The organism is Lederbergia ruris, assembly GCF_018332955.1.
Lineage (GTDB): Bacteria > Bacillota > Bacilli > Bacillales > Bacillaceae_C > Lederbergia > Lederbergia ruris.
The window spans coordinates 1-16,286 of the sequence record NZ_BORB01000061.1; the positions used below are offsets into that span (position 1 = coordinate 1).

General features: G+C 39.6%; 19 protein-coding genes and 1 tRNA gene. 12 read left to right on the plus strand and 8 right to left on the minus strand.

Features of this window, described 5'->3' with window-relative positions:
• Nucleotides 1-563 precede the first annotated feature (563 nt).
• Complete coding sequence (locus KI363_RS20400; protein WP_212967476.1) at nt 564-782, plus strand: helix-turn-helix transcriptional regulator; 219 nt, start codon at nt 564-566, stop codon at nt 780-782.
• 7 nt (nt 783-789) lie between these two features.
• Here KI363_RS20400 and KI363_RS20405 read toward each other — a convergent pair whose 3' ends face one another.
• From KI363_RS20405 to KI363_RS20415, 3 genes are all read right to left on the minus strand, one after another.
• Nucleotides 790-1,542 carry a hypothetical protein gene (locus tag KI363_RS20405; protein ID WP_212967477.1) on the minus strand — a complete coding sequence of 251 codons (753 nt, stop codon included), beginning with the start codon at nt 1,540-1,542 and terminating at the stop codon, nt 790-792.
• 395 nt (nt 1,543-1,937) lie between these two features.
• On the minus strand, nt 1,938-2,951 hold the full coding sequence (locus KI363_RS20410; RefSeq protein WP_212967478.1) for a tyrosine-type recombinase/integrase: 1,014 nt from the start codon (nt 2,949-2,951) through the stop codon (nt 1,938-1,940).
• Nucleotides 2,952-3,090: 139 nt separating this feature from the next.
• A tRNA-Arg gene (locus KI363_RS20415) sits at nt 3,091-3,163 on the minus strand.
• Nucleotides 3,164-3,338: 175 nt separating this feature from the next.
• Between KI363_RS20415 and KI363_RS20420 the strand changes: the two genes are divergently transcribed.
• The 3 genes from KI363_RS20420 (at nt 3,339) to ykzE (ending at nt 4,074) form a co-directional block, all read left to right on the plus strand.
• Nucleotides 3,339-3,482, plus strand: a complete 144-nt coding sequence (locus KI363_RS20420; protein WP_191967436.1) for a hypothetical protein — start codon at nt 3,339-3,341, stop codon at nt 3,480-3,482.
• Between the two features lie 278 nt (nt 3,483-3,760).
• On the plus strand, nt 3,761-3,922 hold the full coding sequence (gene ykzP / locus KI363_RS20425) for a protein YkzP (RefSeq protein WP_191967435.1): 162 nt from the start codon (nt 3,761-3,763) through the stop codon (nt 3,920-3,922).
• Nucleotides 3,922-4,074: a protein YkzE gene (ykzE, locus tag KI363_RS20430; RefSeq protein ID WP_191967434.1), complete on the plus strand. Its 153-nt coding sequence runs from the start codon at nt 3,922-3,924 to the stop codon at nt 4,072-4,074. The genes ykzP and ykzE overlap by 1 nt, the downstream gene beginning before the upstream one ends.
• Before the next feature lie 53 nt (nt 4,075-4,127).
• On the opposite strand, the gene KI363_RS20435 is transcribed toward ykzE, so the two are convergent.
• A complete protein-coding gene (locus KI363_RS20435; protein ID WP_158321922.1) occupies nt 4,128-4,697 on the minus strand; it encodes a beta-class carbonic anhydrase in 570 nt (189 codons plus the stop codon).
• Between the two features lie 350 nt (nt 4,698-5,047).
• Between KI363_RS20435 and queF the strand changes: the two genes are divergently transcribed.
• The 3 genes from queF to floT all read left to right on the plus strand — a co-directional run bounded on the left by queF (nt 5,048) and on the right by floT (nt 7,896).
• Nucleotides 5,048-5,545: a preQ(1) synthase gene (gene queF, locus KI363_RS20440; protein ID WP_158321921.1), complete on the plus strand. Its 498-nt coding sequence runs from the start codon at nt 5,048-5,050 to the stop codon at nt 5,543-5,545.
• 247 nt (nt 5,546-5,792) lie between these two features.
• Nucleotides 5,793-6,323: an NfeD family membrane protein gene (locus tag KI363_RS20445; protein ID WP_158321920.1), complete on the plus strand. Its 531-nt coding sequence runs from the start codon at nt 5,793-5,795 to the stop codon at nt 6,321-6,323.
• A gap of 16 nt (nt 6,324-6,339) precedes the next feature.
• A complete protein-coding gene (floT, locus tag KI363_RS20450) occupies nt 6,340-7,896 on the plus strand; it encodes a flotillin lipid rafts scaffold protein FloT (protein ID WP_212967479.1) in 1,557 nt (518 codons plus the stop codon).
• Between the two features lie 216 nt (nt 7,897-8,112).
• Here floT and mreBH read toward each other — a convergent pair whose 3' ends face one another.
• The 4 genes from mreBH to KI363_RS20470 all read right to left on the minus strand — a co-directional run bounded on the left by mreBH (nt 8,113) and on the right by KI363_RS20470 (nt 11,999).
• A complete protein-coding gene (gene mreBH / locus KI363_RS20455; RefSeq protein ID WP_158321918.1) occupies nt 8,113-9,120 on the minus strand; it encodes a rod-share determining protein MreBH in 1,008 nt (335 codons plus the stop codon).
• A 412-nt stretch (nt 9,121-9,532) separates the two neighbouring features.
• Entirely contained in the window at nt 9,533-10,048 is a 516-nt protein-coding gene (locus KI363_RS20460; RefSeq protein WP_158321917.1) for an acyl-CoA thioesterase, read from the minus strand.
• Nucleotides 10,049-10,113: 65 nt separating this feature from the next.
• Nucleotides 10,114-11,346: an aminopeptidase gene (locus KI363_RS20465; protein WP_158321916.1), complete on the minus strand. Its 1,233-nt coding sequence runs from the start codon at nt 11,344-11,346 to the stop codon at nt 10,114-10,116.
• Nucleotides 11,347-11,549: 203 nt separating this feature from the next.
• Nucleotides 11,550-11,999 (minus strand): RrF2 family transcriptional regulator, encoded by a 450-nt coding sequence (locus KI363_RS20470; RefSeq protein ID WP_158321915.1) that lies wholly within the window; start codon nt 11,997-11,999, stop codon nt 11,550-11,552.
• A gap of 257 nt (nt 12,000-12,256) precedes the next feature.
• On the opposite strand from KI363_RS20470, the gene hmpA reads away from it, so the two are divergent.
• The 5 genes from hmpA to KI363_RS20495 form a co-directional block, all read left to right on the plus strand.
• Nucleotides 12,257-13,477 (plus strand): NO-inducible flavohemoprotein, encoded by a 1,221-nt coding sequence (gene hmpA / locus KI363_RS20475; RefSeq protein ID WP_212967480.1) that lies wholly within the window; start codon nt 12,257-12,259, stop codon nt 13,475-13,477.
• A gap of 138 nt (nt 13,478-13,615) precedes the next feature.
• Nucleotides 13,616-13,993, plus strand: coding sequence for a DnaJ family domain-containing protein (locus KI363_RS20480; RefSeq protein ID WP_212967481.1), 378 nt, complete (start codon nt 13,616-13,618; stop codon nt 13,991-13,993).
• A 92-nt stretch (nt 13,994-14,085) separates the two neighbouring features.
• Nucleotides 14,086-14,880: a flagellar motor stator protein MotA gene (gene motA, locus KI363_RS20485; protein ID WP_212967482.1), complete on the plus strand. Its 795-nt coding sequence runs from the start codon at nt 14,086-14,088 to the stop codon at nt 14,878-14,880.
• Nucleotides 14,873-15,658, plus strand: coding sequence for a flagellar motor protein MotB (motB, locus tag KI363_RS20490; protein WP_212967483.1), 786 nt, complete (start codon nt 14,873-14,875; stop codon nt 15,656-15,658). Before motA ends, motB begins: the two co-directional genes overlap by 8 nt.
• Nucleotides 15,659-15,769: 111 nt before the next feature.
• Nucleotides 15,770-16,286 (plus strand): helix-turn-helix domain-containing protein (locus KI363_RS20495; protein ID WP_212967484.1); only part of this gene is annotated, 517 nt, incomplete at its 3' end.

A 16,286-nucleotide genomic window follows, 5' to 3' on the forward strand; every position in this document is an offset into this window, starting at 1 on the left:
CTGAAAGTGGCAGGCACTCGCCTACTATTTTCAGGGAAAAACCATAAAAACACAAAATCAGGTGGAGAAAAACAAATCGTTTCTCTCCACCTGATTTATTTTAGGGACTTTTTAGACATCCCCTTTTCTAAATTCAAAGTATAGACAAAGGACTCTTTATTTCTTTGATTTTGATATTTTTAATATTATAAAAACCACCAATACAATAATAGCGATTATTAGTAAAATACCAGGTCCAACATACTTAACACTCCTTGCTTCATATTTCTGGTCAATCTCAGCAAAAACAGCAAGGGAGAGAATCCTCTCAAACCCTTGCTGTTTTTGACTTTGTAGGTACGGCCCCGGCAGGAATCGAACCTGCGACGCACGGTTTAGGAAACCGACATATTCGTAAAAACTCCCGTAAAGCCTAGCGCTAGCCTATCGATGCCTCGCACGGTCTACTTTCGGTAACACGGTCGCCCTCTATTTCGTTAAGATTAGCTTACTTCATAACTAAATTAAAAACAAGGAATAAGCGCAATCCACGTCGAAATATATCCTTGAGGTGATTATCGAAAATGATCCGCAATAATCTAAAATCCTACCGACATAAACTCGAAATGAATCAAACGGAATTTTCCCGATTTTTAGGCGTAGCCCTGCCGCAATACAATCGCTATGAAAATAACCAACGCCAACCTACGCTTGAAGTCGCTCTCCGAATATCCGAACGATTAGACGTAACAGTTAACGATATATTCGTATGTGATGCTAACGAAAAAAGACCTCGCAGTTAAGCGAGGTCTATTCGTCGTCTAGTAATCCGTATTTATTCTCTAGCTCCGCCCTTACCGCGATGGCTTGAATCGTATTGCTATCGGATAAGTTGACCGTATCTACTATCTTATCTATCTCGGAAGGTTTAAACGTACCCTCATCGATCATTTTCTTAGCTTGCTTTGCGGCTTTTTTCCTCATAGCTGCGCCATTAGCGAAACTAGACCGCATTTCACCGACTTTCTTATAATCGTCTTTGCCTTGCGCCTCTTTATCGAGTTTAATTCCGGCTATATCCATCTCTAATTTAGCGTACTGGCTTTCGACGCTATTCATGTTATCATACGCTGTATAAATATCGACAGATTCATCCGCTATTCCGTTAAAAGTGGGCGCCCATAGTTCTTCCCAGATTCGGTCATACTCTTCGATGTATTCATCCATTGCGGGCTTTACGTTGGATACGTAGTAATCCTTCGCACTATCTTCTTTTTTCTCGTCTTTAGCTACGGGTTTTTTCTCTTTCTTCTCCGTTTTCTTTTCTTTTGTACTTTCAGTTTTTTCTTTGTCGTTGCCCGTCTTTTCTTTAGCGGCAGGTTTTTCATCCGCCAAAGCGTCCCTATTTTCTCCTTTGTCGTCTGATGACGGATTAATAGCTATCATTATCACTAAACAGATTGCCGCAGTGATTAAGGTTTTCTTGTTTCTAAACTTCTTAAAAAATAACATAACGAGGCTCACTAGGAAAACGATCGTTGCGATTGTGAAAATTGAGTCCATCATACTCCCCCTTTTTAATTAATCTTCCTAATAATACCATATTTACTAGTTAAATTGTCCCGTTATTCTAAAAAACTTCGAGGAAACAATTCTTAAAACGAAGATAAAAGTAATGGAACAAAAATATTTCCGGAAAAAGTGTGCGGAATGACTTCGAAATGTATATAAGAGAGTAAGGACGATAAAAGTTTTTGGATTTTATGGTGCAATTTCGAGGGCTTCGGTGGATTAATTCGCGCGGCTACTACGTTTACTATATTCCAGCACGGCGTCCAGCGTGGAATGTCGGCTGGAACATCGCTTGGTATAATACTTAGTACGGAGGCTGGCAGATTATGCCTGTACGATTAAATAAATTTACTCGTTGACAATTACGCCGAAATAAAAGACCCCGCTTAATTGCGAGGTCTTTTCGTCTTTCTAAGCCGTGCCACTGGACTATAAAGCGCGTGCTGTTCCTTTATATCGACGCCAGTCATTTGTATATATTTACGCGTCGTCTGTATATCGGCGTGCCCTACGATCCTCTGTAGCGTAAATACATCGCCACCATTAAGGATATAGTCACGACAGAATTGGTGACGGAGCGAATGCGGACTAACGCGCTTGGTGATTCCGGCTTCTTTCTTATATTTTAGCAATCGACGCCGAAAAGAATTCGGCTGATAAGGCGTACCACTGTTCGATAGAAATACATGTGTCTCGTCAAAGTGTGCCTTGTTTTCTGAAATCAATTCGAGCAACATCTTCGCTACCATAGCCGAAATGGGAATCACGCGTGCCTTACGGTTTTTCGATTTTGAGGCCGGCAAGTTAATCACGCGCCCTTTTATGTCGATCTCCTCGATTTCTAGCGCGAACTCTTCTCCGATCCTCATGCCTGTATCGAGCATTAGGAGCATCGCAACCTTGTCCCGAAATTGCGGGTAATAATCCTCGTCAGGTGCATCTAGTAGCGCGACTATCTCGTGATCGTCTAACGGATCGAACGAATCCTCGTCGACAAGCATAAGGCTTAAGTTTTCCGCGGGGTTGTCCATGATCTTTTCCTCGGAAAACAGCGTATTGAAAAACGCCTTCAAGAATCTTATGCGGATATTCACCGTATATGGCGAAAGCCCTTCTTCGCCCGTTCTTTGGTTAACATGTTCTTGACTCAAGTACACGATATATTCGCGTAATATGTCGTCGTTAATTTCGGAGACTAATTCTATTTCCGAATGTTCGTCCGCAAGCCATTCCGTCAAAAATTCAAATTGGGTCTTGTAATCTTCTTGCGTACGTGCCCGGACGCCTTTCGTTTTCTTCAATAATACGAAAAAATCATATGCTTCTTGGAGCGTCATTTCGATATTTTTCGCCGAGCCTTTACGCGCCCTTTTACGTACTATCGGCTTTCCTTTGCGCAAATAAAAACGCCCTCCATTCCGTGTGAATTTACGAAATAGAGGGCGAATGGTCTGCGGTAAATCATCGCCGAAACCGTGAGCCTCCGCATAGCCTAGCGAATGCCTCAACGGCTTATAAACCGCGGTGTAATGCGTTTGACGGCCCCGGCAGGAATCGAACCTGCGACGCACGGTTTAGGAAACCGACGCTCTATCCTCTGAGCTACGGAGCCACAATTTCGCCACTATTTTTACGACTTATCCATTATAATACAAAGTTCCTTTGAATAAAAGTCCTAAATACTCTATAATAAAGATAAAATGGTTTTTAATAGAGACTCGAAAAAATTTACAGAGTAAAAAATGCCTTAGTCTTCTATTTATAATGAACAAGAGGGGGATTTCAAAATGCAATTAGGAATTTTAATTGGACTAGTCGTTGTTCTTGGTCTAACCGCTTCATTCTTATCTTACTTTATTTCTAAAACCCTTAATTCTAATGATTCATCAAAAGTGGATGAAGTTCCTGAAAATTATCCACATACCAATTAATTGCTATCATCACTTCTATTGTCAATTATACAGTAGAAGTGATTTTTTTATGTTTCTTTTTGGGAAATACATTATTTCATACACTAAGAATTTGCCAAACAGGACGTTGGTCAGAACGGTGCGTCCTTAGCGATTATCCTTATTTTAAAATTTGTATGCTGCTAAACAGGCGCCTGCGCTTACTAGTTCGTGATTAGCGAATAGTAAAAATTGGCAATGGTAAGGAGTTTTTTTAGTGGGGAAGCTAAGGTTGAAAAATCTATGGGAGGTTCATAAACATGGTTAAACGAAAGGCTACGAAGAATGCTGTAGAAAAATATGCGAAAACGCCAACTAAAAATATCGAAGAGTCCGACTTTACTGCTGAATTTGCGGCCGGAGAGGATCCGATGAAAGGAGCAAATCGTAATTCGAAGTACGGGAAGAAGGGGAGAGGCTAATGGATAAGAGAAAAGAGCGGAAAACGAATGAAGAATTTGGCATGGAGTTTGGAGATATCAATGCGGCGAAATACTATGAATTGCCTGAGGCAACAGACAAATTAAAGAAAAAGAAGAAAGATAAAGCAAAGAATCAACATGATTGTTCGTAAAGACTGAAGGCAAGACATAACGATTATGTCTTGTCTTCCACCTTTCCTCATGTTTATTTTGTATGTTCATAACCATCCACAACCAAATCTAATTTTCCAGTTTCTGGATCAATCACAAGTCCATGGATTGGAACATCTTTGACCATAAGCGGATGGTTACGGATCATGTCTACACTATGTGTGACACTTTCTTCAACACTGTCAAAACCTTGTAACCACTGATCTAAATCGATCCCTGAGTGAGTTACAATATCGAGTGTTTCTTGGGTAATGCCACGTTCTTTCATATCATGAATCATTTGTTTTGAATCTAGTGCACTCATTCCGCAGTCATGATGGCCGATGACACAAACTTCATCTGCTTGTAATTCATACACAGCAATGAGTAGGCTTCTCATAATACTTCCAAAAGGATGTGTCACAATCGCACCGGCATTCTTTACAACCTTTGCGTCTCCGTTCTTCATATTCATCGCTTTATGAAGCAATTCAATTAGACGCGTATCCATACAAGTAAAAATGACGATTTTCTTATCCGGAAACTTTGTGGTAGAGAAGTTTTTATAAAGCTTTTCTTCTGTAAACTTTCGATTGTATTCAAGTACCTCTGATAATAATGTCAATTTTCTTCACCCTTTCTATCGTTATTTTATAGAAGTTTTTTTGAAAAAAAAAGTGTAAACAATTTTGGAAATGGTTTTGAGTATTTTATACTAGAAAATGGTATTGACGAAAGGGACGTGGGAGCTTAAGATAAGGTAGGAATGAAATAGCCCGTTGGGAAGAGGTTCATAGCGATTAACCCTCTATAAAAAACTATGGATGAATCAAAATTCAAGCCATATCCATCGCGATATGGCTTTTTTAGGCCCACAGGATGTGGGTCAGAACGGTGTTGCGTCAGGACGGCGCGCTCTTAACCGTTCATCCTCTAAAAGGGCGCTTTCACTTTCCATATTAAGGAGGTTTTTTTATGGCAGGAAGAGACGAAGACACATTACAGGATTTATCCTTGTTAGGAAATCAACATACGAAGTATTTGGATCAATACTCACCAGACGTGTTAGAACCCATCGATAATCTGCATTCAAACAGAGATTATTTCGTTAAATTTAACTGTCCTGAATTTACATCACTGTGTCCGAAAACGGGGCAACCTGATTTTGCGACGATTTATATTAGTTATATTCCAGATAAAAAGATTGTCGAAAGCAAATCTCTGAAACTCTATTTATTTAGTTTTCGCAATCATGGTGATTTTCATGAAGATTGTGTCAATACGATCATGGATGATTTAATCAAATTATTAGATCCACGTTATGTAGAAGTATGGGGGAAATTCACTCCACGTGGCGGATTATCGATTGATCCATATTGTAATTATGGAAAACCAGGTACAAAATACGAACAAATGGCAGAGCATCGTCTTATCAATCATGATATGTATCCTGAAAAAGTGGATAATCGTTAGGGGGCTGACGTCTATTTTTCAAGGGTAACAAGGTAAATTATTCAACTTCTTTCACTTTACTTATGCATGAAACGTTCATTTTTACATAATATCTGATGGGGGCATTTGTAAAAGAAATTTTTTTAATAAAAATGATAAAAAATTGAAACCAATCTGTGTACCTATCCGTATAAATTACTACACAACATAAAGATAGGTGGTGTAGAAGCAATTTAACATCTAAAGCAATCTGAAAAGAGTGATGACGATGACATTATTTGGTTATCCGATTGAAACGATTTATCTTATTTTGCTTGTGGTTTCTGGAGTATTAACGCTTTTATATTTATTTTTCGGCGATATCTTAGAAGGAGCCGATGAGGTTAGTCCCTTTTTAAATCCTGTTCTAATCTTAGCGTTTATTACCTTTTTTTCGGCAGGAGGCTTTATTCTAGAAAAAGTTACCTCCTTAAATTCCTATTTGATTATCGCGATTTCTGCCTTTATATCGTTGCTTTTGGATGTGCTCCTCAATGTGTTTGTCTTGGTCCCTTTGAAATCAGCTGAACAGTCATTAAGCTATACAGAAAAGTCTTTGGAAGGGCGAGTTGGAAAAACAATTGTTTCCATTCCTACAGAAGGCTTTGGAGAGGTAGTGATTGAAAGCTATAGTGGGATGATTTCTAAGCCTGCGGCTAGTTATGAAAATACGAGCATTTCAGAAGGAGCAGAAGTTTTAGTGATTGAAGTGAAAAATGGTGTATTGTATGTAGTACCCTACAAACCTAGTTTTAAATAAAAAAGGAGGAACATGCATGGATATAGCAAGTATGGGAATTTGGATTGTCGTAGCGATTGTGATATTTATCTTAATTGCGTTACTTGGAATATTTGTTACAAAATATCGTACAGCTGGGCCAGATGAGGCTCTGATCGTGACTGGTAGTTATCTAGGTGGAAAAAATGTACACACGGATGAAGCAGGAAATAAGATTAAAATCATTCGTGGTGGTGGTACGTTTGTATTGCCAGTGTTCCAACAAGCAGAGCCTTTAAGCTTGTTATCTAGTAAACTAGAAGTCACAACCCCTGAAGTATACACAGAACAAGGTGTTCCCGTGATGGCTGATGGAACAGCGATTATCAAAATCGGTGGATCGATTGGTGAAATTGCAACAGCGGCAGAGCAATTCCTTGGAAAAACAAAAGAAGATCGTGAAAATGAAGCCAAAGAGGTATTGGAGGGACATTTGCGTTCGATCTTGGGTTCCATGACGGTTGAGGAGATTTATAAAAACCGTGATAAATTCTCTCAGGAAGTACAACGTGTTGCCTCTCAAGATCTTGCAAAAATGGGGCTTGTCATTGTATCTTTCACAATTAAAGAAGTTCGCGATAAAAATGGTTATCTTGATTCTTTAGGGAAACCACGAATTGCGCAAGTAAAACGTGATGCAGACATTGCAACAGCTGAAGCAGATAAGGAAACAAGGATTAAACGTGCAGAAGCGGCAAAAGATGCAAAACGCTCTGAACTAGAACGGGCAACTGAAATTGCCGAAGCTGAAAAAGAGAATCAGATGAAGATGGCAGAATATCGTCGTGAACAAGATATTGCACGAGCAAGTGCCGACCAAGCGTATGATTTGGAAACAGCTCGTTCGAAACAAGAAGTAACGGAACAAGAAATGCAAATTAAAATTATTGAACGTCAAAAGCAAATTGAATTAGAAGAAAAGGAAATCCTGCGTCGGGAGCGTCAATACGATTCAGAAGTGAAGAAGAAAGCCGATGCGGACCGTTATGCGGTTGAACAGGCTGCCAATGCTGAAAAAATGAAACAAATGGCTGAAGCGGATGCCCATCAATACCGTGTGGAAGCGACAGCCAAAGCAGATGCAGAACGTGTTCGTCTAGACGGTCAAGCGAAAGCCGATGCTCAACGGGCACAAGGGGAATCTGAAGCAGAAGTTATTCGTCTTAAAGGGATCGCCGAAGCGGAAGCAAAACGCAAAGTGGCCGAAGCTTTCGATCAATATGGTCAGGCAGCCATCCTCGATATGGTCTTGAAAATGCTACCTGCATATGCGAAAGAAGTGTCTGCACCACTTAGCAATATTGATAAAATTACGGTTGTGGATACGGGTTCCAATGGGGACAATAGCGGTGCCAATAAAGTAACAGGTTATGCGACAAATCTTATGTCCACTATGCAAGAATCTTTAAAAGCATCTGCGGGTATCGATGTGAAAGAACTATTAACGAACCTTTCTGGTAAAAACAATGTTCGTGGGAGCATCGATGAGCTGACGCAAGAAATGCGGGCAGGCAAGCAAAAAGATCAAAATCAAGAAGGTAATGAAGACGAATAAGCATAAAAACTCTCAGGAGAAATTCTTCTGAGAGTTTTTCATAGGGAGATTGATGAAATCTTGTTGTTTGGCCCGATTACGTAAGAGTTTGGCCCGATTTCCTAAGCGATCGGCCCGATTCCACGAGAGGCCGGCCCGATTTTCCAGGCGACTGGCGTGATTCTATGAGAGCCCTCCCGATGTAGTCAAAGGTCCGCATTCAATTCTAGCTTGCTTTTATTTTTTCGCAGGTGCTAATTTATGGATGAATTTGAGGGCTTGTCCAGTACCGATCGCCACAGACTCTAATGGATGTGGAGCAAGGTGGACAGGGACGATGATTTCTTTTCCAAGCCATTCTTGGATTCCATTCAATAGGGCGCCTCCACCGGTTAATATAATCCCTCTCTCGACAATGTCCCCACTTAATTCCGCTGGAGATTCTTCCAATGTAGCACGAATCGCTTCTAAAATATTTAACAAGGATTCTCTTAAAGCTGTTTGTATTTCATAGGAACTAAGATTAACAGTTTTAGGAAGCCCAGTGACTAAATCTCTTCCACGGATATCCATGTTTTTTTCCTCATGATCAACCAATGCATAGCCAATTTCCATTTTGATTGTTTCTGCTGAAAATTCACCGATTAATAAATTATATTTTTTCCGAATATGTTGGATGATACTCTCATCAAACAGATCTCCACCAACACGAATTGTATGGCAAGTCACAACGCCCCCGTAAGAAATAATTGCTACTTCCGTTGTGCCACCGCCAATATCTACGATAACATTGGCAATTGGTTCTTCTACCGGCAGACCGGCACCAATTGCGGCTGCCACAGGTTCTTCTATCAGATGGACATTTTTCGCACCACAAGTTCGAACCGCATCTTGAATCGCTCTTCGTTCAACAGAAGTAGCCCCTGATGGCGTACAAACTACAACATCTGGCTTTCTTAAGGAAAAACCAAGTGATTTCCCCGCCTTTTTAATAGTCGCCTTTAATAATTGACTGGTGATATCGAAGTCAGCAATCACCCCATCTTGTAATGGTCTAACAGCTACAATATTTCCCGGTGTTTTCCCGATCATACTTTTGGCTTCTGTTCCAACCGCTAATACTTGTTTGGTTTGTGTATTGATAGCCACAACAGAAGGTTCATTTAAAACAATTCCTTTTTCTTTTGTATAAACAAGGACATTCGCTGTCCCAAGGTCAATTCCGATTTCCGCATTCCCAAACATATCCATTCATCCTTTATCTATTAAATTTGTATATAATCTCTAAATCAGTTATAAAGGTTCATCAAATATAGTATAAAGAAAAATGTCTCGAAAAACAGGTGGGAGAAATTGGAAAATATTGTAATGTTACAAATGGAAACGAGAAAACCTAAGGAATTCAAGTAAAAAAGGGGAACTACCTATTCCTTTGTTAAGAAAATTTAACCGTGCTGTAAAAATGTTACAAAAAGAAGGCGACAGGATGTTGGTCAAAACGGCGTTGCGACGTACTAGGACGTACTAGTGCAGGTGAAGCGCCAGGACGTCGCGATTTGAACCTGCCGCCAGGACATCGCGTGCCATTAGCCGTTCATCCTTATGGCCTTATGGTCCATTTGTACGTCGCTAAACGGGCGCTTCCGCTTCTTATAAATTATATAAAATTGTGAGAGAAAAAGGCGACTAAATCTTTACTCTCTTGTTTTCTTGATTTTCGATGAGCAGCCCTGCGACTTGCCGTTTGATGCAGCCATTTTTCTTCATCTGTTTCTGGATAAACATCGGGAATCGCCGTTGGTTTACCATCTGCTCCAAGAGCGACAAAAGTCAGGAAAGATAAAGCGGCGACCGACTTTTTCCCAGTAAGTAATTGCTCGGCAATCACCTTTACAAATACTTCCATTGAACTATGGCCAGTCCATGTGACGATCGCTTCTAAAGTCACGGAATCTCCAATTTTAATTGGTTTAATAAAGTCAACAGAATCTGTTGAAGCTGTAACGACGGGATTTCTAGCCAATTTAATGGCCGCAATGGAGGCCACATCATCGATATAGGCCATCAATTTCCCACCGAATAACGTCCCTAGATGATTCGCATCGGGTGGGAAAACATGGCTTGTTTTAATAGTTAGTGTTTCTTTCATAGGCTTTTTTTTAGGTTGTTCCATTTATTATACACCTCTAATTTTTATCATACTATAAAAAGCTGGCTTCATCTCGAAGCCAGTTAGCATTAAAAGGCCCATTCTCCATTACGGAATACAGGCTCACTTTTTCCGTCCTCTGTAATGCCATCAATATCCATTTCAGCAGATCCCACCATAAAGTCGACATGCGTAATACTGGAATTTAGGCCATGTTTAGCTAATTCTTCTTGGGACATTTCTTTCCCGCCTTCGATACAAAACGCATAAGCACTTCCAATCGCTAAATGGTTGGAGGCATTTTCATCAAATAAAGTATTATAAAACAATATATTTACTTGAGAGATGGGAGAACTATGGGGGACAAGGGCTACTTCTCCAAGATAATGGGATCCTTCATCCGTTTCCACTAATTGTTTTAAAATTTCAGCGCCTTCTTTTGCCTTTGTATCAACAATACGTCCATTTTCAAAGGTGATGGTAAACTCGTCAATGATATTTCCAGCAAAGCTCAGTGGTTTCGTACTAGAAATATAGCCATTGACACCATCTTTTTGTGGCACAGTAAAGACTTCTTCTGTCGGCATATTGGCCATAAATTCATGGCCTTTTTGATTAACACTGCCAGCACCGGCCCAAAGATGTTTTTCAGGCAACTCGATCGTTAAGTCTGTACCAGGTGCTTTATAATGAAGCTTCTTATAATGTTTTTGATTGAGATAGTTGACTTTTTCATGAAGTGTTTCATCATGCTTTTTCCATACCGCAACCGGATCTGCTGTATCCACTCTTGTTGCCTTAAAAATAGCCTCCCAAAGCAGGGGAACTTGCTCATCGGGAGCTGCATCAGGGAAAACTTTAGCTGCCCAATCTTTCGAAGGTGCAGCGATCACCGTCCAACTCACTTTATCCGACTGGATATATTGGCGATATTTCTCCAGTGCTTTCCCTGCCACCTTTTGGAAATTGGCAATTCTGGAAGAATCGACTCCTTTTAAAAGATCAGGACTAGACGATACAACAGACATAAAAGCCGCGCCTTCTTCAGCGAGTTCCTCAATCTCTTTTGCCCGCCACATCGGGTACTCATGGAATGCTTCATCAGGTGCTAAATCATATTTCAATCTGGAGATTGTATCATCATTCCAATTCACTACTACATTTTTCGCTCCTACCTCATAAGCCTTTTTAACAACAAGACGAATAAATTCAGCCGTTTCAATCGCGGCATTGATCACGAGAGTTTGCCCTTTTTGTACATTAACCCCCACCTGGACAGCTAATGCAGCATATTTCTCTAGATTCTTTTGGAAATTAGCCATATGTCTTCTCCTTTTTATATATGTAATTTATTTCTATTATATTTTAGCAATGCTAGGAAATATATCCAGATTTATCACTTTGACAGCGGATGACCATACCCGAGCCGAGAGAAAACCATCAAAAGTGGGAGGGCGTAGAGGGTGGTCATGCCAAAAAAAAAAAAGAGAACCCCTGTCAGGAGGTTCATCAAACAAATGGTATATTACAAATCGGGCTTATTCATTCCAAGAAGGGTACGATAGCGATCCGGTTGGACAACAAGATCTGCTAAAGTATATTCATCCAAGACCTGCAAGTAGGCTATTAAGGCCCTATTCAATGCATGTTTTAGGCCACAAATTGGAGAGATAGCACAAGAATGATTCCCTTCTTCAAAACAAGGAACCAATTTAAAATCGTCTTCTGTTTTTCGAACAAGTGCCCCAATATTAATGTCCTCAGGAGGAAGAGCAAGCTTAATCCCACCTCCACGTCCACGTATGGTCATAATAATGCCCAATTTCCCTAATTCGTGAATGACCTTCATTAAATGGTTCTTTGATATATCATAAGCCTCAGCAATTTCAGAAATAGTGGAAAGCTGATCTTTTTCTTTAGCCGTTAAATAAATTAAAACCCGTAAGGCATAGTCTGTATAATTCGTTAATCTCATGATCATCACCTACTGCGTATTATACAGTGATACGCCAAATGGGAAAAGAGGAAGTTCAAAAAGTAAGGATCAAAGGCTAAATTCGCGACATCCTGTCGCAACGCCTTTGTGACCTGCGTCCTGCAGGCCTCATTATTGAACATTCCAAGTCATCTTTGTGACGGTTTTTTAAAACATGTATTTGAAATGTTGCTTTAGAAAACAAGCTATTATACAGTAAAGATGTATTTAAAATACATGTTAAAAGGGGTATTCAAATGGCACTTTCACAAAAAACAATCGAAATTGTAAAATCAACCGCTCCTGTATTAGAAACCCAAGGAGTGAACATAACCTCCGTATTTTATAAAAAAATGTTCACCAATCATCCGGAATTATTAAATATTTTTAATCATGCAAATCAATCTCAAGGCCGTCAACAAACAGCATTGGCTAATATGGTTTATGCAGCAGCGAAGAATATTGATCAACTTGAAACAATTCTTCCCGCCGTTCAACAGGTTGCATTTAAGCATAGAGGTTTGGGAGTAAAACCTGAACATTATCCAATTGTTGGAGAACATCTTTTATTGTCGATTAAAGAGGTGCTTGGCGGTGCCGCTACGGACGAGGTGATCGAAGCTTGGGCCGAAGCCTATGGTGTTATCGCTCAAGTTTTCATCGATCTTGAAGAGGGTCTATACGAAGAAGCCGAAAAACAAGCAGGGGGCTGGAAGGACTTTAAGTCTTTTAGAGTAATCAACAAAGTGCAAGAAAGCGATGTGATTACATCTTTCTATCTTCAACCGGCTGATGGAAAGCCAGTTCCAACTTATAAACCAGGGCAATATATTACAATTCGTGTTCAAATTCCTGGAGAAAAGTACACGTTGAATCGTCAATATAGTCTTTCGGTTGCACCAGGTAAAGAATATTTTAGAATTTCCGTGAAAAAAGAAAATGACTTTGAGCCGAATGGAAAGGTATCGAATTATCTCCATGATCATGTTTCAGTCGGTGATCAAGTTGAAGTCAGTGCACCGGCAGGCGATTTTCATTTAGTTGAAGGGGAAACTTCACCTATCGCCCTCATTAGTGGGGGAGTGGGACTTACACCAATGATGAGTATGCTTGATACTTTAGTCCAAACAAATACAGATCGAAAGGTAACCTTTATTCACTCGGCGAGAAATGAAGAAGTTCATGCCTTTGCCAAGGATGCCGCAAACCTTGTCGAGCAATTGCAGAATGGTGTTTATTACTATGGTTATGAAAAACCAATCAATCCAAATGGAGACCATCATTTCACAGGTTATATAACAGAAGAATTTTTAAAAGATAAAATTGCTGAAAATACTGTGTGCTATATTTGTGGTCCCGTTCCATTTTTGAAAAATGTTGTGAACATGCTTGCTAATCTGGGAATTTCTGAAGAGAATATACGTTTTGAATTTTTTGGTCCTGCGATGCAAATTACGCAAGAAACAGCGACTGCCTAAAGATACGCACCCTGCAAATTTTGTGCAGGGTGTTTTGGCGTTTTCTTTTGAAAAATCGTCATAATCTGTCTCTCGTTCGGAACGAGTGAAAGGGGTATACTAAGATAAGAACTAAGGAGTAGATTGGGAGGCGAGTATATGGATCGTTTTGCACATATGACGGAGGAGAAAATTCGCAAGGCCTATGAAGAAGGAGCGTTTGACAATTTACCGGGGGCAGGAAAGCCGTTACCACCGGATCCATTGAAAGGGATTCCAGATGACTTGAAAATGGCCTATCGGATCATGAAAAACGCTGGTTTTTCTCCTGATGAAATGGATGTTAAGAAAGAGATCATGTCGATAGAGGATTTAATTCGTCATTCCGAAAATAAGCTGGAAAAAGCAGGTCTGGAAAAGGAGCTAAATCGGAAGTTATTAGAGTACAATCGCCTTATGTCAAAAAAACGGCTGAAAACCAATTCAAGCGTATTCAGAAAATATCTAGACCAAATAGAAGATAAATTTTTAAAATAATATGTAGGCATTAAATGGAAAAAGGATTCAATAATGTAAAATGTTGTCGATATATACAGTAAGACATTTTATTATAGTTTAGGGTGAAACAGATGGATAAGACAACACTTATTGGATTAATAATGGGAATTGTAGCTGTTGGAGTAGGAATGGTGATGAAAGGTGTCAGCCTTGCTGCCTTGCTCAATCCAGCGGCGATTTTAATTATCATTGTCGGGACGGCGGCCAGTGTGATCATTGCCTTTCCTACTTCCGAGATTAAGCGGGTACCGAAATTATTAGGGATTATTTTTAAGGAAAAGAAAGGCTATCAGCCGAAAGATGTGATATTAGAATTCTCTGAACTTGCACAATTAGCAAGAAAAGAAGGGCTTCTAGCACTGGAAGCAAAGCTTGACGATGTCAAAGATCCATTTATGAGAAGTGGATTGAATTTAGCTGTGGATGGACAAAATGCCGATTACATAAGAGATGTTTTAAACGAAGAAATTGATGCAATGGAAGAAAGACATCATTCGGGGGCGCAAATTTTCTCGCAGGCCGGTACATATGCGCCAACTTTAGGGGTTCTTGGGGCCGTGATTGGATTGATTGCCGCATTAGGGAATATGGATAATACAGAGGAATTGGGAAGAGCGATTTCTGCGGCATTCATTGCGACGATGTTAGGGATTTTTACAGGATATGTCCTATGGCATCCATTTGCCAATAAGTTAAAAAGAAAATCTCAAGAAGAAATTCGTTTAAAGAGTATGATGGTGGAAGGCATTCTATCGATTCTTGAGGGAGAAGCTCCACGGATCATTGAACAAAAATTGTCCTCTTATCTTCCTGCTTCTGAACGGCAAGAAATAGTAGAGGAAAGCGGTGAGATGCAAAATGTCTAGACGTAAACGGAAAAAAAGAGGAGAAGAGCAAGAGGTAAATGAATCTTGGCTTTTACCGTATTCCGACTTAATGACATTGTTATTGGCGCTTTTTATTGTCTTGTTTTCAACAAGTAGTGTGGATGCCCAGAAATTCCAGCAGATATCTCAAGTTTTTAATGGCATTTTTCTTGGTGGAACGGGACCGATTGAATATCAAAATCCTGTTGAAAATGATGATCATAGTAAAGATGACGCTGATGCTGGGGCGGCATCTGAACAGGAAGAAGAGAAACAAAAGCAAGAGCCGATTCTCGATTTAGAGGAGCAAAAAGAGTTAGAACAAATTCAAGCAAGAATCAATTCATATATTAAGAAAAATGAGTTTCATAATAAATTTGAAACTTCGTTGACAGGGGAAGGATTATTACTGACGATTCGAGATAATGTGTTATTCGAATCCGGAAAAGCAGAAGTGAGAGAGGAAGATAAAGTCACGGCAAGAGAATTAGCGAAGTTTTTAGAAATGGATCCACCGCGTAATATTATTATTAGCGGTCACACGGACAATGTCCCGATACGTAATGCTCATTTCGAGTCGAATTGGGAGCTAAGTGTAATGAGGGCGATTAATTTTATGAAGATTCTCTTGGAAGATAAAGAACTAGATCCTAGGTGGTTTAGTGCCAAAGGCTTTGGTGAATATCAACCAGTCGGCGATAATAATACAGATGTCGGAAGAGCACAAAATAGGCGTGTTGAAGTGCTTATCTTACCTAGAACGAAATCTGATGAGTAAAAGATTATCGAAAAAAGCATCGTGCAATGGTTATTTATAACTGATATGCTCCCTTTATAGTAGACAGAGAAATAATAAAAATTCTCTCCTACTATGAAGGGGGTATTTTTAATGTCTAAAAGAATAACCAAACATACGCTAGAAGAACGTATGGAGATTGTACAAAAGGTGGTGGAAGAAAAGAAACCAATTAGTGCTATCGCAAGAAAATATGAAATGTATGAAAATACAGTGAAAGAATGGGTTCGTAAATATAAAAGTGATGGGATAGACGGATTGAAAGAATCAAGGAATTGGAAACAGTACCCAAAGGAATTAAAAAGACAAGCTGTAGCGTTCTATCTTGAACAAGGAAATAGCTTAAAGGTAACATGTGAACAATTTAATATTTCGTCCACTTCCGTTTTACGTCGTTGGATAAAGCTTTATACTAGTGGTAAAGCAATAAAATCCACTGGTAAAGGAAGCGTTAAAATGAACGGAGGACGTAAAACAACATTTAAAGAGCGTATTGAGATTGTACAATATGCGATTGCCAATGATTTCAATTATCATCAAGCTGCAGAAAAGTATGAGGTTTCGTACCAACAAGTTTATAGCTGGGTTCGTAAATATCAGAAAGATGGAG